18 protein-coding genes are annotated in these 21,467 nt (G+C 71.3%); 9 read left to right on the top strand and 9 right to left on the bottom strand.

All coding sequences use genetic code 11. The features are described from left to right. Nucleotides 1-26: 26 nt before the first annotated feature. From ADK67_RS28415 to ADK67_RS28395, 5 genes are all read left to right on the top strand, one after another. The gene (locus tag ADK67_RS28415; protein WP_053719586.1) at nt 27-1,235 is read left to right on the top strand and encodes an ABC transporter ATP-binding protein; all 1,209 of its coding nucleotides are present in this window, start codon (nt 27-29) and stop codon (nt 1,233-1,235) included. Further along, entirely contained in the window at nt 1,235-2,107 is an 873-nt protein-coding gene (locus tag ADK67_RS28410; protein WP_053719585.1) for an ABC transporter permease subunit, read from the top strand. Before ADK67_RS28415 ends, ADK67_RS28410 begins: the two co-directional genes overlap by 1 nt. A gap of 94 nt (nt 2,108-2,201) precedes the next feature. Continuing rightward, nucleotides 2,202-5,960: an ABC transporter ATP-binding protein gene (locus tag ADK67_RS28405; RefSeq protein WP_053719584.1), complete on the top strand. Its 3,759-nt coding sequence runs from the start codon at nt 2,202-2,204 to the stop codon at nt 5,958-5,960. A gap of 410 nt (nt 5,961-6,370) precedes the next feature. After that, nucleotides 6,371-6,994: a TetR/AcrR family transcriptional regulator gene (locus tag ADK67_RS28400; protein WP_053719583.1), complete on the top strand. Its 624-nt coding sequence runs from the start codon at nt 6,371-6,373 to the stop codon at nt 6,992-6,994. Nucleotides 6,995-7,109: 115 nt separating this feature from the next. After that, nucleotides 7,110-8,657, top strand: a complete 1,548-nt coding sequence (locus tag ADK67_RS28395) for an FAD-dependent monooxygenase (protein WP_053719582.1) — start codon at nt 7,110-7,112, stop codon at nt 8,655-8,657. 73 nt (nt 8,658-8,730) lie between these two features. Here the strand turns inward: ADK67_RS28395 and ADK67_RS28390 are convergent, their stop codons facing one another. Continuing rightward, nucleotides 8,731-9,216: an SRPBCC family protein gene (locus ADK67_RS28390; protein ID WP_053719581.1), complete on the bottom strand. Its 486-nt coding sequence runs from the start codon at nt 9,214-9,216 to the stop codon at nt 8,731-8,733. Then, a complete protein-coding gene (locus ADK67_RS28385; protein ID WP_197289654.1) occupies nt 9,213-9,587 on the bottom strand; it encodes an ArsR/SmtB family transcription factor in 375 nt (124 codons plus the stop codon). Before ADK67_RS28385 ends, ADK67_RS28390 begins: the two co-directional genes overlap by 4 nt. A gap of 364 nt (nt 9,588-9,951) precedes the next feature. Between ADK67_RS28385 and ADK67_RS28380 the strand changes: the two genes are divergently transcribed. Further along, nucleotides 9,952-13,668 (top strand): multifunctional oxoglutarate decarboxylase/oxoglutarate dehydrogenase thiamine pyrophosphate-binding subunit/dihydrolipoyllysine-residue succinyltransferase subunit, encoded by a 3,717-nt coding sequence (locus ADK67_RS28380; RefSeq protein ID WP_082403938.1) that lies wholly within the window; start codon nt 9,952-9,954, stop codon nt 13,666-13,668. A gap of 74 nt (nt 13,669-13,742) precedes the next feature. Further along, nucleotides 13,743-13,922 (top strand): DUF6104 family protein, encoded by a 180-nt coding sequence (locus ADK67_RS28375; protein WP_053719579.1) that lies wholly within the window; start codon nt 13,743-13,745, stop codon nt 13,920-13,922. A 43-nt stretch (nt 13,923-13,965) separates the two neighbouring features. Here ADK67_RS28375 and ADK67_RS28370 read toward each other — a convergent pair whose 3' ends face one another. The 3 genes from ADK67_RS28370 to ADK67_RS28360 all read right to left on the bottom strand — a co-directional run bounded on the left by ADK67_RS28370 (nt 13,966) and on the right by ADK67_RS28360 (nt 16,137). Beyond that, the gene (locus ADK67_RS28370; RefSeq protein ID WP_053719578.1) at nt 13,966-14,517 is read right to left on the bottom strand and encodes a PIN domain-containing protein; all 552 of its coding nucleotides are present in this window, start codon (nt 14,515-14,517) and stop codon (nt 13,966-13,968) included. Beyond that, nucleotides 14,518-14,982, bottom strand: coding sequence for an excisionase family DNA-binding protein (locus ADK67_RS28365; protein WP_053719577.1), 465 nt, complete (start codon nt 14,980-14,982; stop codon nt 14,518-14,520). 132 nt (nt 14,983-15,114) lie between these two features. Beyond that, nucleotides 15,115-16,137, bottom strand: coding sequence for an aldo/keto reductase (locus ADK67_RS28360; protein ID WP_231648389.1), 1,023 nt, complete (start codon nt 16,135-16,137; stop codon nt 15,115-15,117). Between the two features lie 118 nt (nt 16,138-16,255). Between ADK67_RS28360 and ADK67_RS28355 the strand changes: the two genes are divergently transcribed. Next, nucleotides 16,256-17,707 carry an O-antigen ligase family protein gene (locus ADK67_RS28355; RefSeq protein WP_053719576.1) on the top strand — a complete coding sequence of 484 codons (1,452 nt, stop codon included), beginning with the start codon at nt 16,256-16,258 and terminating at the stop codon, nt 17,705-17,707. After that, a complete protein-coding gene (locus tag ADK67_RS28350) occupies nt 17,704-18,150 on the top strand; it encodes a hypothetical protein (RefSeq protein WP_053719575.1) in 447 nt (148 codons plus the stop codon). Before ADK67_RS28355 ends, ADK67_RS28350 begins: the two co-directional genes overlap by 4 nt. An 18-nt stretch (nt 18,151-18,168) precedes the next feature. Here the strand turns inward: ADK67_RS28350 and ADK67_RS28345 are convergent, their stop codons facing one another. The 4 genes from ADK67_RS28345 to ADK67_RS28330 form a co-directional block, all read right to left on the bottom strand. After that, nucleotides 18,169-18,825, bottom strand: a complete 657-nt coding sequence (locus tag ADK67_RS28345; RefSeq protein ID WP_053719574.1) for a response regulator — start codon at nt 18,823-18,825, stop codon at nt 18,169-18,171. After that, nucleotides 18,822-19,877, bottom strand: a complete 1,056-nt coding sequence (locus ADK67_RS28340) for a sensor histidine kinase (protein WP_197289653.1) — start codon at nt 19,875-19,877, stop codon at nt 18,822-18,824. The genes ADK67_RS28345 and ADK67_RS28340 overlap by 4 nt, the downstream gene beginning before the upstream one ends. Nucleotides 19,878-19,888: 11 nt before the next feature. Beyond that, nucleotides 19,889-20,476 (bottom strand): hypothetical protein, encoded by a 588-nt coding sequence (locus ADK67_RS28335; RefSeq protein ID WP_053719572.1) that lies wholly within the window; start codon nt 20,474-20,476, stop codon nt 19,889-19,891. Between the two features lie 66 nt (nt 20,477-20,542). Beyond that, nucleotides 20,543-21,439, bottom strand: coding sequence for a LysR family transcriptional regulator (locus ADK67_RS28330; RefSeq protein ID WP_053719571.1), 897 nt, complete (start codon nt 21,437-21,439; stop codon nt 20,543-20,545). Nucleotides 21,440-21,467: the final 28 nt, after the last annotated feature.

The following is a 21,467-nucleotide window of genomic DNA, read 5'->3' as shown; positions in this document are numbered from 1 at the left end:
CCGGTAGGAGTACTCGGGAGGGACGCGTGCACGACGGCACAGGCCGCATCGTGGTGCAGAACTTGACCAAGCAGTTCGGTCCGGTCGCAGCGGTGCAGAACCTCAGCTTCACAGTGGAACCCGGTTCGGTGACCGGCTTCCTCGGTCCCAACGGGGCCGGCAAGACGACGACGCTGCGCATGCTGCTCGGCTTGGTGACCCCGACCGCGGGCATCGGACTGATCAACGGCAGGCCGTTCAGCCAGCTCGGCAACCCGGCGCGGGTGGTCGGCGCGGTGCTGGAGGCGCAGGGCTTCCACCCCAAGCGCACGGCGCGCAACCACCTGCGCGTCTACGCCGCCGCGATCGGCGTGCCGGACTCGCGGGCCGACCAGGTGCTCCAGCTGGTGGGCCTCGGCGCGGCGGGCGACCGCAAGGCGGGCGGCTTCTCGCTCGGCATGAAGCAGCGGCTGGCCCTGGCCACCGCGCTGCTCGGCGACCCGCAGATCCTGGTGCTCGACGAGCCGGCCAACGGGCTGGACCCGGAGGGCATCGCGTGGCTGCGGACGTTCCTGCAGTCCTACGCGCGCAGCGGGCGGACCGTGCTGATCTCCAGCCACCTGCTGGCGGAGGTCGAGCAGACCGTCGACCAGGTGGTCATCATCAGCCGCGGTCAGACCATGTACTACGGGCCGCTGGACCACCTGCGCGACCAGCAGCAGGGCCGCGTGCTCGTGCAGCCGTCGGACACCGGCGCGCTGGTCGCGGCGCTGCGCGAGGACGGGATCACCGGCATCGAGCAGCTGCCGGACGGCCGCATCGCGGTCACCGGCGTGGAGGCCAGGCAGGTCGCCGACACCGCGTTGAAGGCGGGCGTGTCGGTCTACGGCATCCAGGAGGAGAAGGCCGACCTGGAGCGGCTGTTCTTCCAGCTCACCAACGGCCAGTACGCGGCGCCGGGCCAGTACGCCCAGCCCGTCGCCTACCAGCAGCCGCCCGGTTACCAGCAGCCGCCGCCCGGCTACCAGCAGACGCCGCCGCAGGGCTACCAGCAGCAGTACCAGCAGCCGCCTGCGGGCTACCAACAGCCGCCGCCGGGCTACGAGCAGCAGTACCAGCAGCCACCGCAGGGCTACGAGCAGTACCAACAGCCCGCGCAGGACTACCAGGCGCCACCACCGGGAGCCCAGCAGCCGCCGCAGGACAACCCGTACGGTCAGCAACACGGTCAGGGCGGCCTCGGGGGCGGTGCGTGATGGGCAACCTGATCAAGTCGGAGTTCCGCAAGACGACCACCACGGGCCTGTGGTGGGGCCTGATGATCCCGACCGTGCTGCTCGCGTTCGGCTGGGCGCTCGGCACGGGCGCGATCTTCAAGACCGTCTCGGACTTCATGAACAGCTCGGACGCCGAAGAGCTGGCCTCGCTGCTCAACGTGGACCCGTCGCAGTGGCAGATGTCGGTGTTCGGGATCGCCCGCAGCATCAACGTGGCGACGATCTTCCCGATGATCTTCGGCGGCCTGGCGATCGCGAACGAGATCAACCGCAAGACGATCACCACCACGTTCCTGACCTCGCCCAACCGGGTCTCGGCGCTGGGCGCGAAGATGATCGTCTACATCCTGTGGGGCGCGATCTTCGGCATCGCGATCGTGGCCTCGGTGAGCATCGGCATCGCGCTGACGTCGGACGCGGGCTCGCTGCCGGACGCGGGCGGCTGGCTGGCGCTGGCCGGTGTCGGCGTGCTGTCGTCGATCCTGATGACCATGTTCGGCGTCGGCGTCGGCGCGCTGATGACCAGCGTCGTCGGCACCACCGTGGTGCTGCTGCTCTACATGCTGATCGTGGAGAACGGCATCCAGCTCGTGCTGGCGTCGCAGGGCCTGCCGGAGGTCATCGGCTTCCTGCCCAACGGCGCGGTGAACGGCCTGACCGGCTCGGTGGCGTCGTCCCTGTTCCTGTCGAACGCCGGCGTCGTGCCCGAGGACATGGTGGAGGCGCTGCGGGCGTTCGCCGGCGCGCTCGGCGCGTTCGACTGGTGGTTGAGCGGCCTGATCTTCCTCGTCTGGTCCGGGTTGTTCTTCCTCGGCGGCTGGGCGGCCACTCAGCGCAAGGACATCACCTGATCGCGTGATCTTGAACGACTGACGGAGGCCGCCCCGAAGGTTCGGGGCGGCCTTCATCACATCCGGGAGGCCGACAGTGTCGGTGGCCCGACCTATGTTGGACCACGTGACTTCTTCCGACGGCTGGATCCGCAGACTCGCCAGGGCGTGCTGGCAGCACCGTGCGCTCGTGGTGCTGTCGGTGCTCGCCGCCGTCGTCGGCGTCGGGTTGCAGGCCGTCGGCCCCCTGCTGATCAAGGTCGCGGTCGACGACGCGATGGTCGGCCGCACGGACCGCCTGGCGTGGCTCGCGATCGTCCTCGTCGGCTTGGAGCTGCTGACCTTCGGCACCGCGTTCGTGCGCCGGTTCCTCGGCGGCCGGCTGGCCGTGGACGTGCAGCACGACCTGCGTCAGGCGGTGTTCGGCGCGGTGCAGCGGCTGGACGGGCCGAAGCAGGACGCGTTGCGCACGGGCCAGGTGGTGTCCCGCTCGATCACCGACCTCCAGCTCGTCAACAGCCTGCTGTCGATGACGCCGCTGGCGCTCGGCACGGTCGTGTTCGCGGTGGCGGCCATCGTCGCGATGTTCTGGCTCTCGCCGCTGCTGACCGTGATCGCGCTGGTGATCGTGCCCGCCGTCGGGGTGGTCGCGGCCCGCAGCAGGCTGACCCTGTTCCCGGCCACCTGGTCGGCCCAGCAGCGCGCCGCCGACGTGGCGCAGCACGTCGAGGAGACCGTCACCGGCGTGCGCGTGGTCAAGGGGTTCGGCCAGGAGGCCCGCGAGGTCGCCCGCCTGGAGGCCCGCGCCGAGCTGCTGTTCGCCGAGCGGATGCGCGCGGCCAGGCTGACCGCCCGCCCGTCCGCGACGTTGAACTCCCTGCCCTACCTCGGCCAGGTGGCGGTCCTGGCGCTCGGCGGCTGGATGGCGTTGCGCGGCGAGGTCACCCTCGGCACGTTCCTGGCGTTCGCGACGTACGTGGCCACCCTCGTCGGCCCGACCCGCCTGCTGGCGAGCCTGATGGTCACCGCCCAGCTGGCCCGTGCCGGTGTGGAGCGCGTGTACGAGCTGGTCGACTCGCAGCCGACGGTCGTCGACGGCGACCGCGACGTGCCCGCCGGTCCGGTGGCCGTCGAGCTGCGGGACGTGACGTTCGGCTACACGCGCAGCGAACCGGTGCTGTCGGGCGTGTCCCTCCGCGTCGAACCGGGCGAGACCCTGGCGATCGTCGGCACCGCGGGCTCGGGCAAGTCGACGGTCTCGCTCCTGCTGCCCCGGTTCTACGACGTGCACGAGGGCGCGGTGTCCGTCGGCGGCGTGGACGTCCGGGAGCTGCGCCTGTCGTCACTGCGCCGGACCGTGGGCACGGTGTTCGAGGAGGCGTTCCTGTTCTCCGACACGGTGCGCGCGAACATCGCCTACGGCCTGCCGGACGCCTCCGACGACCAGGTGGAGGCGGCGGCGCGGGCGGCCGAGGCGCACGAGTTCATCGAAGCCCTGCCGAACGGCTACGACACCGTCGTCGGCGAGCGCGGCCTGACCCTGTCCGGCGGGCAGCGCCAGCGCGTCGCCCTGGCCCGTGCCCTGCTCTCCGACCCGCGCGTCCTGGTGCTGGACGACGCGACCTCGGCCGTGGACAACACCACCGAGGCCGCCATCCACCGCACGCTGGCCGCCGTGACCGCCGAGCGCACGACGCTCCTGATCGCGCACCGGCGGTCGTCGCTCACGCTGGCCGACCGCATCGCCGTGGTGGACGCGGGCCGGGTCGTCGACGTCGGCACGCACGACGAGCTGCACCGACGCTGCCGCCTCTACCGCGAGCTCCTCGCGGGCCCCGGCGAGGCGATCGAACAGGTCGACCCCCGTGCCGACGCCAGGCTGGAACCGGGCCCCGACGGCACGACCCCGGACCTCTGGCCCGAGCCCGACAACGCCGACGACCTGGCCGTGCGCGCCGCGAACCGGGCCGTCGGCGCGACCAACGGCTCCCGGGGTGGCGGCGGCGCGTCGGCGCTGCTGGGCGGCACCCCACCGACCCCGGAGCTGATGGCCCGCGTGCACGCACTGCCGCCCGCCGCGGACGTGCCGGTCCTGAACGGCGAGGACCCGCGCGCCCCCGACCCGGGCTTCCGGCTGCGCACCCTGCTCCGCCCCGTCCGCTGGGCGATGCTGGGCGTGGCCGGGCTCCTGCTGGTCGACACGGCGCTGGCCGTCGCGTCGCCGAACCTGGTGCGCCTCGGCATCGACCAGGGCGTCGTGGGCGGCGAAGTCGGCTGGCTCTGGGCGGCGACGGCGATCAGCTTCACGTTGGTGGTCCTGGGCTGGGTGTCCGCCGCGGCGGGCACCGTGGTGACCTCCAGGGTCGGCGAGCGCCTGCTGTACCTGCTGCGCGTGCGCAGCTACGCCCACCTGCAACGACTGGGGCTGGACTACTACGAGCGCGAGATGGCCGGCCGGATCATGACCCGGATGACCACCGACGTGGACGCGCTGTCCAGCTTCCTGCAGACCGGCCTGACCACGTTCGCGATCAGCGTGCTGACCGTCGTCGGCATCGCGGTGGCGCTGGTCGTCACCGATCCGGGCCTGGCGCTGGTGGCGTTGAGCGTCCTGCCGATCCTGCTGATCGCGACGGTGATCTTCCAACGCCTCTCGTCGGCGGCCTACGCGGAGGCGCGTGAACGGGTCAGCGCGGTCAACGCCGACCTCCAGGAGAACGTCTCGGGCCTGCGCGTGTCGCAGGCGTACACGCGGGAGGCGCGTTCCGCCGAGGCGTTCGCCGAGCGCAGCGACGCCTACCGCCGTTCCCGCATCCGGGCGCAGCGGTACATCGCCACCTACTTCCCGTTCCTGTCGCTGCTCTCGGGCGTGGCGCAGGCCGGGATCCTCGTGGTCGGCGCGTACCGCGTGGCGGACGGCACCCTGTCCCCCGGCGTGCTGCTGGCGTTCGTGCTGTACCTGGGCCTGTTCTTCGCGCCGCTGTACCAGCTGTCCGGCGTGTTCGACGGCTACCAGCAGGCCAGGGTGGGCCTGAGCCGCATCGGCGACCTGCTGCGCACCCCGACCACCGTCCCCCCGGCCGCCAACCCCGTGCCCGTGCCGCACCTGCGGGGCGAGGTGGAGCTGCGCAACGTGACCTTCGCCTACCAGGGCACCACGCGTCCCGCCGTGGAGGACGTCTCGCTGCACGTCTCGCCCGGCGAGACCGTCGCGTTCGTCGGCGCCACCGGCGCGGGCAAGTCGACGCTGGTCAAACTGGTGGCGAGGTTCTACGACGCCACCGACGGCGCGGTGCTGATCGACGGCGTGGACCTGCGCTCCTACGACTTGTCCGCGCTGCGCCAACGCCTCGGCATCGTGCCGCAGGAGGCGCACCTGTTCGGCGGCGACATCGCGGAGAACGTCGCCTACGGCAAGCCGGACGCCACCCGTGCCGAGATCGAGGCGGCCGTCCGCGCCGTCGGCGCCCTGCCCGTGGTCGCCGCCCTGCCCAACGCGTTCCACCAACAGGTGGGCGAACGCGGCCAAGGCCTGTCCGCCGGCCAACGCCAACTGGTCGCCCTGGCCAGAGCCGAACTGGTCCAACCGACCATCCTGCTCCTGGACGAAGCCACCGCCGCCTTGGACCCGGCCACCGAGTCAGCGGTCCTGGCCGCAAACGACCACCTGGCCGGCTCCAGAACCACCTTCGTCGTCGCCCACCGCCTCGCCACCGCCGCCCGCGCCGACCGGATCGTCGTCCTGTCCGAGGGCCGAATCGTGGAACAGGGCACCCACACCGAACTACTGGCCGCCAACAACCACTACGCCCGCCTCTGGTCCCACGGCACCACCACCGAGACCGACCCCAGCGAACTAACCCCCACCCACTAGACCCCAGGGCTCCGGCTCTCTGTGCCACGCGCGCCCGGCCTGGTGTCGACCACGTTGTCGCACGGCCGTGGGCCATTGGACACGGCTCCATCCTGCCGACCCCTATAGCGGGCGCAACGGACCCGCAGCCGGCCCCGAGGCCACTGCCCCAACGCCCCACGACGGACCCGCCGCACCGCCGCTGAGGCCCGATTTGACATGGGTTCGGGTGCTTTAGGCTGGTCGAAGCCGGCAGGCCTGAGGCCTGGCGGGACGCTTTACCCCGCCGGGCCTGCCGGCTTTGGCCTGCCTGGAGTGCCCGTAAGGGCCCCATGTCAAATCGAGCCGAACAGCACCACCAACCTCCCAGATCCGCAATCTTTCCACATCCGCAAACTTGCCGATCCGGAAAGATTCGCTACGCTGACCCCATGGCAACCGGCGAAGGTGGGCTGCGCGAGCGCAAGAAGCGGGAGACGCGCTACGCGTTGAGCCAGGCCGCCATCCGACTCACCCTGGAACGCGGGTGGGACAACGTCTCCGTGGAGGACATCGCCGCCGCCGCGAACGTCTCCGAGCGAACCTTCCGCAACTACTTCGCCAACAAGGCCGAAGCCATCGTCGCCACCCACGTGGAACGCGGCCGACGCACCGCTGAAGCCCTGCGCGCCCGCCCAGCCGACGAACCACTCTGGGACGCCCTCGTCAACGCCGTCGTCGCCCAGTTCGAACCACCACCGGGCAGCGACGGCACCGTCCCCACCGGCTACCCCGCCGCACTCCAGCGGCTGCTCGCCGAACCTGCCGTCCAGTACGAGGTGTTCCGCGCCCACGCCACCGCCCAGGACGACCTGACCAACGCCATCGCCACCCGCACCGGCACCGGCACCGGCACCGACCCAGGCGACCTGTACCCGCAGCTCGTCGCCGCCGTGGTCAGCGCCGGCCTCGGCACCGCCCTCACCCGCTGGACCCAAAACCCCACCGGGTCGATCGCACCACTGCTCCGCGAGGTCTTCGACCAAATCCGCGCCGGTCTGCCCGCCCCCCGCTAACCACTCCCCTCACCTCACGCCCCACACCCCTCACCTCACACCCCTCGCCCCACGCCCGCCCGACGGGCTCCCAGCCATGCCCAAAAACCCCCAAACCCAGAGGAAGTGACACCCCATGGACGTGGTCATCGTCGGCGGTGGGCCGAACGGACTCATGCTCGCCTGCGAACTCGCCCTGGGCGGCGTCCGGCCGATCGTGCTGGAACGCCTCCGCGAACCGAGCACAGAACCCCGGTCGAACGGCCTCGTCGGCCAAGTCGTGCGCATGGTCGACCGCCGCGGCCTGTTCGAGCGGCTCAGCGGACAGCCCGGCCCGCCACGCCCCAACAACAGCTACTTCATGTTCGCCGCCATGCCGCTGAACCTCGCCCTCCTCCCGGACAGCCCGATCTACAACCTCCCGGTGCCCGAGCCGGCCACCGTCCGAGTCCTCGAAGAACGCGCGAACGAACTGGGCGTCGACATCCGCCGCGGTCACGAGTTCACCGGGCTCGTCCAGACCGACGACGCCGTCACCCTCACCGTCAACGGCCCCGAGGGCACCTACGAGCTGCGCACCAGCTACGTCGTCGGCGCCGACAGCGCGCACAGTCCCGTCCGCAAGGCCGCCGGCATCGGCTTCCCCGGCGTCACCTACGACCGGACCACCACCCGCACCGCGCACGTCACCGTGCCGGCGGAGTGGCTCGACCCCACCACCGGCGCGCTGAACGTGCCCGGCCACGGACCGGTCCGCCCGTTCCTGCCCATCAGGACCGCCCACGGCGGCTTCTCCTACGCGCCGCTACCAGGCCGCCCGCCGCTGGTCGCCACCACCGAGTGGGACGAACCCGACTCCGTCGACCCGCGAACCGACCCGATGAGCCTCGACGAGATGCGCGCCAGCGTCAGCCGGGTGCTGGGCGTCGACGTGCCGCTCGCCCCACCCCCCGGCCCGGGCCCACACGTGCTGCGCAGGCTCAACGGCGGCAACACCCGGGTCGCCGAGCGCTACCGGGACGGTCGGGTGTTCCTGGTCGGCGACGCCGCGCACGTCTTCGCCGCCGGCGGCACCGGCCTCAACCTCGGCCTGCAGGACGCGATCAACCTCGGCTGGAAGCTGGCGGCCGCGATCAACGGCACCGCCGACGTCCTCGACACCTACGAGGCCGAACGCCGCCCGGTCGCCGAGCGGACCATCACCTACTCCCAGGCTCAGGCCGCACTGCTGGCACCGGGCGACGACGTCACCGGCCTGCGCGAACTGTTCGGCGAACTGCTCACCCAACCGGCTGTCGTGCAAGCCGTCGCCGACCTGGTCGCCGGCGCGGACGTCCGCTACCCGGCCGACGCCGACGCCCACCCGCTGACCGGCCTGCCCGCCCGCGACCTCGACCTCCACACGCCGGACGGCACCGTCCGCCTCGCCGAACTGGTCAGGACCGCCCGTCCACTGCTGATCGACCTGACCGGCAACGACGACCTGCACGCCCGCGGTGTCGAAGTCATCCGCGCAAAGGCTGACGCAAGAACCGGCACCGACGTCACCGCTCTCCTGCTCCGCCCCGACTCCTACGTGGCGTGGGCATCGAACGACGCACACCCGAACCAGGACGACCTGCGACACACCGCCACCCAGTGGTTCGGCAACCCCAAACCGACCACCAACCCGACCACCACCTGAGCACCAAGCCGAGCACCTGCGAACACGAGGCAGCCCCGCAGCCCGTGAGGACTGCGGGGCGAAGAGCGATCGCTCAGCCCTCGACGAGCAGCTCGTCCAACTGCTCGTACCCCTCGACGACCCCGGTCTCCATGCCGCTGGCCATCGCCGCGTCCCGGCCCTCGGTCGTCTCGAACACGCTGACCCCGTGCAGCCGCGACCGACCGCCACCGAGGTCCTCGAACGTCAACGTCTCCAGGCACACCCCGTCGGGGAAGCCCTCGAACGTGAACGTCTGCACGATCCGCTCACCGGGCCGCACCTCGTGGAACGAGCCGTAGAACCGGTACTCCTCGTCACCGCGCACGTGCACGTACCGGTACGCCCCGCCGGTCGACGCGTCCCACCGGTCCACCCGCATGGTCAGCGAGCGCGGCCCCAACCACTTCACCACCAGCTCGGGGTCGACGTGCGCGCGGAACACCGCGTCCACCGGCGCGTCGAACTCCCGGGTGATGTGGATGGTCGGCAGGGCCGGGTCGGCGCTGATCGTGGTCTCGGGGTGCGTGGTCGTGGTCATGATGCTTCTCCTTCAACTCGGGTAGCTCGGGTCTGTCCGGCGTCGTCGTCCGCCAGCTCGGCGAGCACGGCGTCCAGCCGCCGGTAGCGCTGCTCCGCTTCCTGCCGGTAGCGCTCGATCCACTTCGTCATCAGGTCGAACACCTCCGCTTCGAGGTGGACGGGCCGCCGTTGCGCCTCCTTGCTGCGACTGACGAGCCCGGCGTCCTCGAGCACCTTGAGGTGCTTCGACACGGCCTGCACGGTCACGGAGTACGGCCCGGCCAACTCGTTCACGGTCGCGTCGCCCACCGCCAGCCGCGCCACCATGTCGCGCCGGATCGGGTCGGCCAGGGCCGAGAACACCCGCGACAACTGGTCGTCCACCGCCATCTCCTTACTCAACCTCTCGGTTGAACAAACCATACGAGCCCCGCCCGTCGAAGTCAACCAGAAAGTTGAACACGCAGGTCAGAGCACCTTCCACGACCACGGTTCAGCCGGCTGAACACCTCACACCCCACCGACCGCCACCGTGCGCACAACTACTCCGAGTTGAAGCACAACCAGCCGTGTGACGGGCTTAACCTCAAGTGATGCTCAAGCACCCATAACACGAACCGATGACCTGACCGATTCTGTGAGAGAACACTCGGTGCGCTGCCCCTCCTGTGTGTGAACTGCACCAGACGGGGGACTAGCCTGACCATGAGTGAGTCATTACCAAGAGCGAGATGGATAGAGGCGAGCGCCAGCCGTGTCCAGCAGCAGTCCTGCTTCTCAGTTCGGCCCCAACGAGTGGCTGGTCGAGGAGATGTACGAGCAGTTCCTCGCCGATCCGTCGTCCGTGGACCCGGCCTGGCACGACTTCTTCGCCGACTACAAGTCGACGCAGCGGTCGGGCAACGGGTCCGTGACGGCAGCGGAGAACGGCACCACGACCGCCACCAAGACCGCTCCGGCCCAGCCCGCGCCGACCGCCGCACCGGCGACCGCGCAGCAGCCGCAGCAGCAGCCGAAGAGCCAGGCACCCCAGGCCGGACTGACGGCTCGGACGGCTCAGCCGGCCCAGAAGCCCGCGGCCAAGCCCGCGCCCGCCCAGGCCGCCAAGGCCGCGCCGGTGCAGCCGGTGAAGGGCGAGGAGCAGAAGCAGCTGCGCGGCGCCGCCGCCGCCATCGCGAAGAACATGGAGCTCTCGCTCACCGTTCCGACCGCGACGAGCGTGCGCGCCGTGCCCGCCAAGCTGCTGGCCGACAACCGCATCGTGATCAACAACCACCTCAAGCGCACCCGCGGTGGGAAGGTCTCCTTCACCCACCTGATCGGGTACGCGGTGGTGCGGGCGCTCAAGGCCTACCCGAACATGAACCGGCACTTCGGCGAGGTCGACGGCAAGCCGTTCGTGATCACGCCGGAGCACGTGAACTTCGGCCTGGCGATCGACCTGCCCGGCAAGGACGGCGCCCGCACGCTGGTCGTCGCCTCGATCAAGGGCTGCGAGAACATGACGTTCACGCAGTTCTGGCAGGCCTACGAGGACCTGATCCGCAAGGCGCGGACGGGCTCGTTGACCACCGAGGACTTCTCCGGCACCACGATCTCGCTGACCAACCCCGGCACCATCGGCACCAACCACTCGGTGCCGCGCCTGCAGGCGGGCCAGGGCACGATCATCGGCGTCGGCGCGATGGAGTACCCGGCGCACTTCCAGGGCACCAGCGAGCAGGCCCTGACCGACATGGGCGTCAGCAAGGTCATCACGCTGACCTCCACGTACGACCACCGCGTCATCCAGGGCGCGGAGTCGGGCGAGTTCCTGCGCCGCATCCACCAGCTGCTGCTGGGCGAGGACGGCTTCTACGACGACGTCTTCACGTCGCTGCGGCTGCCGTACGAGCCGATCCGCTGGGTCGCCGACATCCCCGAGGGCGCGGTCGACAAGACCGCCCGGGTGATCGAGCTGATCGACGCGTTCCGCACCCGCGGCCACCTGATGGCCGACACGGACCCGCTGAACTACCGCCAGCGCAGCCACCAGGACCTCGACGTCCTGTCGCACGGTCTGACCCTGTGGGACCTGGACCGGGAGTTCCCGGTCGGCGGGTTCGCGGGCCAGGAGCGGATGCGGCTGCGCGACATCCTGGGCGTGCTGCGCAACTCGTACTGCCGCACCGTCGGCGTCGAGTACATGCACATCCTCGACCCGGAGGAGCGCCTCTGGATCCAGGAGCGCGTCGAGGTGCCGCACGAGAAGCCGCCGGCCACCGTGCAGAAGTACATCCTGTCGAAGCTCAACGCCGCCGAGGCGTTCGAGACCTTCCTGCAGACCAAGTACGTCGGCCAGAAGCGGTTCTCGCTCGAAGGCGGCGAGACCGTCATCCCGCTGCTCGACGCGGTGCTGGACAAGGCCGCCGAGCACGAGATCGACGAGGTCGTCATCGGCATGCCGCACCGCGGCAGGCTGAACGTGCTGGCGAACATCGTCGGCAAGCCGATCTCGCAGATCTTCCGCGAGTTCGAGGGCAACCTCGACCCCGGCCAGGCGCACGGCTCCGGCGACGTCAAGTACCACCTGGGCGCCGAGGGCAAGTACTTCCGGATGTTCGGCGACGGCGAGACCAAGGTGTCGCTGACCGCGAACCCGTCGCACCTGGAGGCCGTGGACCCGGTGCTGGAGGGCATCGTCCGGGCCAAGCAGGACATGCTCGACAAGGGCGGCGAGGGCTTCACCGTGCTGCCGGTCGCGCTGCACGGCGACGCCGCGTTCGCCGGCCAGGGCGTGGTCGCCGAGACGCTGAACCTGGCGCTCGTGCGCGGCTACCGCACCGGCGGCACGGTGCACGTGGTCGTGAACAACCAGGTCGGCTTCACCACCGCGCCCGAGCACTCGCGCTCGTCGAAGTACTCGACCGACGTCGCGAAGATGATCGGCGCGCCCGTGTTCCACGTCAACGGCGACGACCCCGAGGCGTGCTACTGGGTCGCCAAGCTCGCGGTGGACTACCGGCAGGCGTTCAACAAGGACGTCGTGATCGACATGGTCTGCTACCGCCGCCGCGGCCACAACGAGGGCGACGACCCCTCGATGACGCAGCCGGCGATGTACGACGTGATCGACACCAAGCGCTCGGTGCGCAAGACCTACACCGAGTCCCTGATCGGCCGCGGCGACATCTCCGTCGAAGAGGCCGAGAAGGCGCTGCAGGACTTCTCCTCGCAGCTGGAGCACGTGTTCAACGAGGTCAGGGAGCTGGAGAAGCACCCGATCAAGACCTCGCCGTCGATCGAGCAGGAGCAGCAGGTCCCGACCAAGCTGCCCACCGGCGTCGACCGGTCGATCATCGAGAAGATCGCCGACGCGCACGTGAACCTGCCCGAGGGCTTCACCCCGCACCCGCGGGTCAAGCCGGTGCTGGAGCGGCGCGCCAAGATGGCCCGCGAGGGCGGCATCGACTGGGCGTTCGCCGAGCTGCTGGCGTTCGGGTCGCTGGTGCTGGAGGGCCGCACGGTCCGCCTCGCCGGGCAGGACTCGCGGCGCGGCACGTTCGTGCAGCGGCACGCCACGCTGGTGGACCGCAAGCGGTCCGAGGAGTACACGCCGCTGCAGAACCTGGCCGAGAGCCAGGGCAAGTTCATGGTGTACGACTCGGTGCTGTCGGAGTTCGCGGCGCTCGGCTTCGAGTACGGCTACTCCGTGGCCAACCCGGACGCGTTGGTGCTGTGGGAGGCGCAGTTCGGCGACTTCGTCAACGGCGCGCAGCCGATCATCGACGAGTTCATCTCGTCCGGTGAGGCGAAGTGGGGCCAGGTGTCCGACGTCGTGCTGCTGCTGCCGCACGGTCACGAGGGCCAGGGCCCGGACCACACGTCCGGCCGGATCGAGCGGTTCCTCCAGCTGTGCGCGGAGGGCTCGATGACGATCGCGGTGCCGTCCACGCCGGCGAACTACTTCCACCTGCTGCGCCGGCACGCGCTGGACGGCGTGAACCGCCCGCTGGTGGTGTTCACGCCCAAGTCGATGCTGCGCCTGAAGGCCGCGGTCAGCCCGGTCGAGGCGTTCGTGGAGGACAAGTTCCAGTCGGTGATCGACGACCCGACCGGCGTCGACCCGAGCGCGGTCAGCAAGGTCCTGCTGTGCAGCGGCAAGATCTACTACGAGCTGCTGGCCGAGCAGGAGAAGCGGGGCGTCAAGGACACCGCCGTGGTGCGCGTCGAGCAGCTGTACCCGGTGCCGGCGCGCAAGCTGACCGCCGCCCTGGACCGCTACCCGAACGCCACCGAGGTCCGCTGGGTCCAGGAGGAGCCGGCGAACCAGGGCGCGTGGCCGTTCTTCGGGCTGGCGCTGCCCGAACTGCTGCCGTCGCGGTTCGCCGTGAAGCGCGTCTCGCGTCGCCCGATGGCCGCGCCGTCCGCGGGGTCGTCCAAGGTGCACGAGGTCGAGCAGCGCGAGCTGATCGCGAAGGCGTTCGAGTAGGGATCTGATCGTTCGCGCCGAGCCGTCGAAGCCTCCGGGTTTCGACGGCTCGGCCCGTTGGCGGAGGAAAGACCGTGTACTTCACCGATCGTGGCATCGAGGAACTGGAGTCCCGGCGGGGCGAGGAGGAGGTGACGTTCGCGTGGCTGGCCGACAAGCTCCGGGCGTTCGTCGACCTGAACCCCGACTTCGAGACCGCCGTCGAACGCCTCGCCACCTACCTTGCGCGTGACGACGAGGACCTCGAGGACTGACCGGTCGCCCCGGACGGTGGTCACGGCTGCCGTTCCGCCTCCCTCACCCGAGCCGCAGCGCGGCGGCCGATTCGATGAGGCCTGAACGCTCAAGCTGTCCGAGCACGTCGTCGATCGTCTCGGGCGGGTTGACGCGCTCGTCGACGATCTGCTGAACGCACGAGTACACGACCCGGTCGTTGATGCCGATCAGGTCGAGCACGAAGTCGTCGGGGCTCTTGGCCTCGACGTCCCACTGCCCGAGGTAGTCGGCCGGGAAGTCGGAGAGGTTGGCCGTGACGATCACCTGCGCGCCGGCCCTGATCGCCGCCGCGAGCACGTGCCGGTCATCCGGATCCGGCAGCACCAGGCTGTCGATGAGGGATTCGTACCCCTCGACGAGGCAGTCGGCCACGGAACCGTTGATCAGTTTCCGCAGCCGGCGCCGCTTCTCCTCCGGGATCCCCCGCTTCACCGCGAGGCTCCGGTCGACCTCGTCGAGTATCCGCTCGGTCCACTTGGCCTGCACCAGTCGTGCGCGGGCAACCCGGATGAGCAGGTTGCGCACGGTGTTGCCGTACAAGGCGCAGGCGTCGTACACCACGACGAAGGCCATTCAGTCCGTTCCCAACTCCTGGTCCAGCCGCGTCATCTCGTCCACCACCTGCTTGCGGGCGAGGTCGTCGCGACGCATGTAGTCCATCAGCGCGTCGAACCGAACGCGCCGATGTCTGCCCACGAGCCGGTGTTCGATCTCGCCGCGTTCGAGGAGCCCGATCAAGTAGGGGCGTGAGACGTTCAGCAGTTCCGCTGCCTGCTGGGTGGTGAGCTCGGCGTTGACCGGCATGATCTGGACGCCTTGGCCATTCGCCATCGCGGCCAGGATGTGGGCGAACAGCTCGACCGCCTGACGGGGCAGGACCAGCGCCTCTCCGGGCCCGCCCTCGACGAGGATCTCCAGCTCATCCGACCGCGCGCCGGCGGACGCCAGGTAGTCCTTCACCCGGCGCAGCGCCCGGGCCGCGACTTCGGCGTCGACCACGCCGGGCGCCACCTTCGCCGCTTCCGCTTTCGTCGCCATGCGAATCACCTCTATCCGAAGTATCCGCAACATTCGAAGCAAACGCAACGGCAACGAAGGTAGTCCCACCGGATGGGTGTCGCGGCCGGGATGGCGGGCCGGGAGCTGGTCGCCCGCGGCCCGCCCGAACCCCTACCAGGCGTACGCCTCCGGTGCGGGTTTGGGGCCGTTCGGGCCCGGGGCCGGGAAGAGGTCGTCCAGGTGGGTCAGGGTGGGCTCGTCGAGCTTGATCTCGACGGACCGGAGTGAGCCGTCGAGCTGTTCCAGTGTGCGGGGGCCGATGATCGGTGCCGTCACGCCCTCCTGGTGCAGGAGCCACGCCACGCCGACGTGGGCCGGGTCCTCGCCGAGGTCGGCGGACAGCTTCTCGTAAGCCTCGATCGCGTCGCGGTGCCGCTCCAGCGCCTTCAGGCTCCGCTCGGACGTGCCGCGTGATCCGCCGCCCTCGCGCGACTTGCGCAGGGCGCCGCCCAGCAGCCCACCGCCCAGCGGCGACCACGGGATCACGCCGACGCCGTAGTGCAGCGCCGCGGGCAGCACTTCCAGCTCCACGAACCGGTTCACCAGGTTGTAGATCGACTGCTCGCTGACCAGCCCGAGGAAGTGGCGTGCGCGCGCCGCCTCCTGCGCCTGCGCGATGTGCCACCCGGCGAAGTTGGACGACCCGAAGTAGAGCACCTTCCCCTGCTGCCGCAGCACGGAGAACGCCTCCCAGATCTCGTCCCACGGCGTGGCCCGGTCCACGTGGTGCATCTGGAGCAGGTCGATGTAGTCGGTCTGCAGCCGCTGCAGCGACGCGTCCGCGGCCCGCCGGATGTGCAGCGCGGACAGCCGCCCCTCGTTCGGCCAGTCCCCCATGTCGCCGTACAGCTTGGTGGCGAGCACGGTCTTCTCCCGCCGCTCACCGCCCTGCGCGAACCACCGGCCGATGATCTTCTCGGTGATGCCCTCGCCCCGCTGCCACCCGTAGACGTCGGCGGTGTCGAAGAAGTTGATGCCGTGCTCGTGGGCCCGGTCCATGATCAGGTGGCTGTCGGCCTCGGACGTCTCCGGACCGAAGTTCATCGTGCCGAGGCACAAGCGGGACACGGACAGGCCGGAACGGCCGAGCTGGGTGTACTCCATGCGGCCAGCCTGCCCCAAGTCGATCGCCACGACCACCTGACGGGGACGTGATCGCGTTCAGCCGAAACCGCCCCGCCGCAACGGATCCCGAGGTTAAGATCCGCGCCTACCCTGCCTCTGGCAGGCATGGAGGCTGGGGGAGGCCTGCATGGGGGGAGTCGCGCACGACCACGTCCGGGCACGGGACGGGGTCGCTCTGCCGCACGCCGTGCTGCTCCTGCTCGCCGCGATCGCCGCCGCCGTCGTCGCCCAGGGCGGCTACTACCTGCCCGGCCGGCTCTTCACCGGCGCGCTCGTCGCGTTCGCCCTGGTCCTGACCCTGCGGAACCGGCCAGGTCCCGGGCCGGTGACGGTGGCGTGCGCCGGGCTCGCCGCATGGGCCGTGCTGCGTGCGCTCCTGGACGGCTCGGTCGCCCGCTCCCTGCCCGCGGTCGCGGCCGTCGGCTGCCTGGCCGCGGCGGTGTCCGTGGTCCGGGGCGCGGACGCCAGGCAACGGGAGCTGTGCGCGTCGGTGCTGGTCGGGGTCGGTGCGCTGGTCGCGCTGACCGGCTGGGCAGCCGTCGTCTGGCGGATGCCGTCGTGGTCGGTGGTCGCCGACGGCCTGGCCCGCGCCGCCGCCACGCTCACCTACCCGAACGCCGCCGCGGCCCTGCTCGCCGCGCTCACCGTGCTGGCACTGGCCCTGCACACCGCCCGCCCGGACTCGGTGCCGCTCGCCGCCGCCGGGTACGCGCTGATCGTCGGGGTGGGCGCGACGCTCAGCCGCGCCGGTCTGCTCGCGTTGCTGGCGGGGCTGGTGGCGCTGGCCGTGTTCAACGGCGTCCGCGCCACGCTGCGGCACGCCGGGCCGGCCCTGGTCGGCGCGCTGATCGCCTTGGGCGCGCTTACGCCGTCGTTCCCGGCCGCCGAACCGGCCCACGTCGGCCTCGCCGTGGCCGGGCTCGTGGTCGGCCTCGCCGTCACCCTCGGCCTGAACCGGGTGCGATCTGTGTTCCGGCTGGTCGGCGTGGTGGCCGGGTTCGCCGCGGCCGTGCTCGGGGCGGTGCTGGTGCTCGACCTGGACCGGCTGCTCCACGGCCGGCTCTCGACCGGTTCGCCGGACCGCCACGGCGCGACGGGCGCGGCGCTGGACCTCGTCGCCGCGCGGCCGTTGACGGGCGTCGGACCCGGCAACGGGTGGTTCGCGTTCACCGGGCCCGCGGGCGAGTCCCGCGTGATGCGGTACGTGCACAACGAGTACCTGCAGGTGCTGGTCGAACTCGGCGCGATCGGGCTCGGCCTGGTGGTGCTGGTCCTGGCCGCGCTGGCCGTCACGGTGTGGCGTGGCCGCGCGGGGGCGCCGTGGCGTGGCCGCGCCGGGTCGCTGTGGGCGGGCGCCGCCGCCGGGCTGGTCGTGCTGCTCGTGCACAGCGGGTTCGACTTCCTGTGGCACCTGCCCGTGATCGTGCTGACCGCCGGGCTGCTCGCCGGCCTGGCCGCGCCCGAACCCGCGCCCGAACCCGCGACCGAACCCGCGCCCCAATTCGCGCCCACTCCCGAACCCGCTGCCGACACACCCGTGGACGCAGCAGCAGTCCCTACCGCAAAGGAGAACCCGTGAAGCTCCCATCGATCCGGAACGTGCGCCCGGCCAAGGCCGCGGCGGTGCTGGCCGTGGTGGCGGGCGCGATCTTCGCGTCCGTGCTGCCGTCCAGCGCCGACGTGAGCGCCCAGTCCCCGTCCCAGACGGGGATCCGCGTGCAGTCGCCCGCCGAGCGACTCGCGCGCGGCGCGGCCGTCAGAGTCGAGACCACGGTGACCTGTCCGGCCGGCTGGTCGAACTACGTCAACGTGCGGCTCACCCAGCGCGTCGGCCCGGCCATCGCCCACGGCCAGGGGTCCGCCTACATCACCTGCACGGGCGGGCTCCAGACCGTGGACGTCTTCGTGGCCGCGTACGAGGTTCCGTTCCGCGCGGGCACGGCGTTCGCGTCCGGTTCCATCAGCAGCGGCACCGGCACCCCGGCGTACGACGACCGCGAGATCGCGATCGTCAACCCGTGACGTGACGGGGGTGGGGTCTCACCTCGACGGGTGGGCCCCATCCCCGGGCACGGCCAGGCCGAACTCGTAGGCCGCGATCACGGCCTGCACCCGGTCCCGCAGGCCCAGCTTGCTCAGCACGTTGCTGACGTGCGTCTTCACCGTGTGCTCGGTGACCACCATGGCCCGCCCGATCTCCGCGTTGGACAGGCCGCGCGCGATCAGCGCCAACGTCTCCTGCTCCCGGGCCGTCAACGCCGGCACCCGCACCGGTGCGCGATCGGTCGACGTGAACCGGGCGATCAGCTTCCGCGTCACCGACGGCGCGAGCAGGGACTCGCCGGCCGCGATCACGCGGACCGCGTGCGCCAGGTCGTCCCGCCGCACGTCCTTGAGCAGGAAGCCGCTCGCGCCCGCGCGCAACGCGTCGTACACGTACTCGTCCACGTCGAACGTGGTCAGCATCAGCACCTTGGTCTCCCCGCTGACCTGCCGCGCGGCCTCGATGCCGTTCACCCCCGGCATGCGGATGTCCAGCAGCACCACGTCCGGCCGCAGCTCCCGCACCGCGGCGACGGCCGCCGCGCCGTCGCCGACCTCCCCGACCACCTCGATGTCCGGCTGGGCGTCGAGGATCATGGCGAACCCGGCGCGCACCAGCTCCTGGTCGTCGGCGACCACCACCCGGATGCTCATGCGGGCAGCCTGACCAGCACCTGGAACCCGGACCGGTCGGCACGCGGGCCTGCGCTCGCCGTGCCACCGCACGCGGCGGCGCGCTCGTGCACGCCGATCAGGCCGTGCCCGCCGCCGCGGGGCGCACCGCCGCGGCCGTCGTCGGTGATGCTGATCATGAGCGAGTCATCCTGCCAGTCGAGTCGGACGTCCACCCGGGCCGCGCCCGCGTGCTTGACGACGTTGGTCAGGGCTTCCTGGGTGATGCGGTAGGCGGCGACGGCCACGTCCGGTCGCAGCGCCAGCGGTTCGCCCGAGCCGGTGAAGCCGACGTCCAGCCCGGCGTTGCGCACCTGGTCGGCCAGACCGGGCAGGTCGTCGATCGTCGGCTGCGGGGCGTGCGGCCCGTCGTCGCTCTTCAGCACCGCGAGGATGCCCCGGAGCTGGACCATCGCGTCACGTCCCGCCGCCGCGATGGCGTCGAACGCGGCCTCGGCCCGCGCCGGGTCGGCCCGCAGCACCACCGGCCCGGCCTCGGCCTGCACCACCATCACGCTCACCGCATGGGACAGGATGTCGTGCATGTCCCGGGCGATCCGGGCGCGTTCGCGCTCGGCGGCGCGTTCGGCCTCGACCAGCCGCTCGCGTTCGAGCCGGGCGGCGCGCTCCTCGGACGCCGCGGTGGCCCGGCCGAGGCCGTAGGCGGCGGCGAACAGCACGACCGTCCGCAACGCCGTCTCCGACGACCCGACCAGCGCCAACGTGCCGCCGACCGACCCGACCAGCGCCACCGCCCGCGCCCGTCGGCCCGAGTGGGCGGCGACGGCGTGCAGCGCCACGATCCCGCCGTACCAGACGGGCTGGGCGGGCACGTCGCCGCCGAGGTCGTACAGGCCGGTCGCCACCAGGCTGGCCGCCAGCGCCGCCAACGGGGCCTCGCGCCGCCACAGCAGGGGCACGGCCGAGGCGATCACGACCGCGCAACCCCACCAGTGGTAGGAGTCGTCACGGGCCAGGAACGGCCACAGCTGCACCACCGCGACCAGCGCGGGCAGACCCAACCGGAGGAGCACGTGAGCCATCCTCACACGAGGGCCGTCTCGCGGGCCGGGCCGACTTCCCGCGCCCGGAGTGCCAGGGGCAGGAACGAGACGACCATCAGCACCGCGCCGACCGGAATGAGGTCCTTGTCGATGAACGGCATCGAGAGGTCGGCGAGCACCAGCACCGGCGTCCACGCCTTCACGTGCCGGTGCAGGGCGAGCTGGACGACCAGCACCAGTTGGCCGACGTAGAACAGGTACGGGCCGAAGTCGTAGATCACCGTCGCGACGCCGGGCAAGGTCCGGATCCCACGGGTCCACATCGCCATCGCTTCGTGGTCGTCGGCCACGAACCCGGCCACCACGTCCACCGAGAACTGCCCGAACAGCGCCAACGCGCCCAGCGTGGCGACCACGGCGGTGATCCGGGCCCGTGGCCCGATCAGCCGGCGCATGTGCCGGAAGATCACCACGAACAGGGCCAGCGCGGCCAGGAACGCGAGGTGCCCGATCGTCCAGGCCGGGCCGGGTCCGCGTTCGCCGTCGAACCCGTCGACGATCCGGCAGACGCCGTAGGTCAGGACGAGCAGCGGTGCGGCGACGAACTCCGGGTGCTTGATCGTTGTCATGCCGTGAATCCTGCGGATCCCGACGCCGGAACTGATCGCTCGCGCGAGCGGTCTTCCGCCTCCCTCTCAGGAGGGAGATGCCAGATAGGCCCGGGTCGAGGACTCCAGCGCGGTGACGCACGCGGCGACCACGGGATGGCCGCCCGAACCTCGGCGGTAGGCGATGCGGGTGCGGCGGTGGACGTCCAGCGGGACCAGGCGGACGTCGGCGGGCGGGCGCGTCGCGCCGAGTTCGGGCACGAGCGCGACACCTTGACCGGCGGCGACCAGGGCGAGCACGGCGGTGAAGTCGTCGGCGTGGTGGCGCACCCTGGCGGTGAACCCGGCCGCCTGGCAGACCCTCGTCGCCACGGTGTGGCACAGCGTGCCGGGGCTGCCGACGATCCACGCCGCGTCACGCGTGCTCGCGATCGTCGCGTCGGGCGGGCCGTCGGCGGGCACGGCGAGGAACACCTTCTCGTCCAGCAGCCGCACCGACTCGACGCCGGGATCGGGTTCGACCGGTGCGATGTCGTAGTCGTGCCACAGCGCCACGTCCAGCCGCCCGTCGCGCAACGCGTCCGGCATGTCGACCGGGTCCAACTCGGTGACCATGAGGTCGAGCGCCGGGTGGTCGCGGCCCAGCGCGACCAGCGCGGCGGGCAGCAGGGTCGGCACGGCGCTGGGGAACGCCCCGATCCGCACGGCGCCGGACAGGCCGGTGCGCGCGGCGGCCAGCGTGGCGGTCGCGGCTTCCAGGGCGGCGAGGATCGTCTCGGTGTGCTGGACGAGCGCGGTGGCGGCGGGCGTGAGGCTGACGCTGCGGCCGGTGTGCTCCAGCAGCGGCACGCCGGCTTCGCGTTGCAGGGCGGCGAGTTGCTGGGACACGGCGGACGGCGTGTAGGCGTGCGCCTGGGCGACGGCGGCGATCGTGCCCAGGTGGGCCAGGTCGCGCAGGAGCCGCAGGCGGCGGACGTCGAGCATCAGCTCAGCTTACGGTTGCGTTGAGGAA

Source organism: Saccharothrix sp. NRRL B-16348 (genome assembly GCF_001280085.1).
GTDB lineage: Bacteria > Actinomycetota > Actinomycetes > Mycobacteriales > Pseudonocardiaceae > Actinosynnema.
Note: the sequence above shows the minus strand (reverse complement) of the source record. Positions and strands in the feature narration are given on the sequence as shown.

Coding starts and splice junctions, on each gene's coding strand:
- ADK67_RS28410 (WP_053719585.1), top strand. CDS start 1,235: ATGGGCAACCTGATCAAGTCGGAGTTCCGCAAGACGACCACCACGGGC.
- ADK67_RS28405 (WP_053719584.1), top strand. CDS start 2,202: ATGTTGGACCACGTGACTTCTTCCGACGGCTGGATCCGCAGACTCGCC.
- ADK67_RS28400 (WP_053719583.1), top strand. CDS start 6,371: ATGGCAACCGGCGAAGGTGGGCTGCGCGAGCGCAAGAAGCGGGAGACG.
- ADK67_RS28395 (WP_053719582.1), top strand. CDS start 7,110: ATGGACGTGGTCATCGTCGGCGGTGGGCCGAACGGACTCATGCTCGCC.
- ADK67_RS28390 (WP_053719581.1), bottom strand. CDS start 9,216: ATGACCACGACCACGCACCCCGAGACCACGATCAGCGCCGACCCGGCC.
- ADK67_RS28385 (WP_197289654.1), bottom strand. CDS start 9,587: ATGGCGGTGGACGACCAGTTGTCGCGGGTGTTCTCGGCCCTGGCCGAC.
- ADK67_RS28370 (WP_053719578.1), bottom strand. CDS start 14,517: ATGGCCTTCGTCGTGGTGTACGACGCCTGCGCCTTGTACGGCAACACC.
- ADK67_RS28365 (WP_053719577.1), bottom strand. CDS start 14,982: ATGGCGACGAAAGCGGAAGCGGCGAAGGTGGCGCCCGGCGTGGTCGAC.
- ADK67_RS28355 (WP_053719576.1), top strand. CDS start 16,256: ATGGGGGGAGTCGCGCACGACCACGTCCGGGCACGGGACGGGGTCGCT.
- ADK67_RS28345 (WP_053719574.1), bottom strand. CDS start 18,825: ATGAGCATCCGGGTGGTGGTCGCCGACGACCAGGAGCTGGTGCGCGCC.
- ADK67_RS28335 (WP_053719572.1), bottom strand. CDS start 20,476: ATGACAACGATCAAGCACCCGGAGTTCGTCGCCGCACCGCTGCTCGTC.
- ADK67_RS28330 (WP_053719571.1), bottom strand. CDS start 21,439: ATGCTCGACGTCCGCCGCCTGCGGCTCCTGCGCGACCTGGCCCACCTG.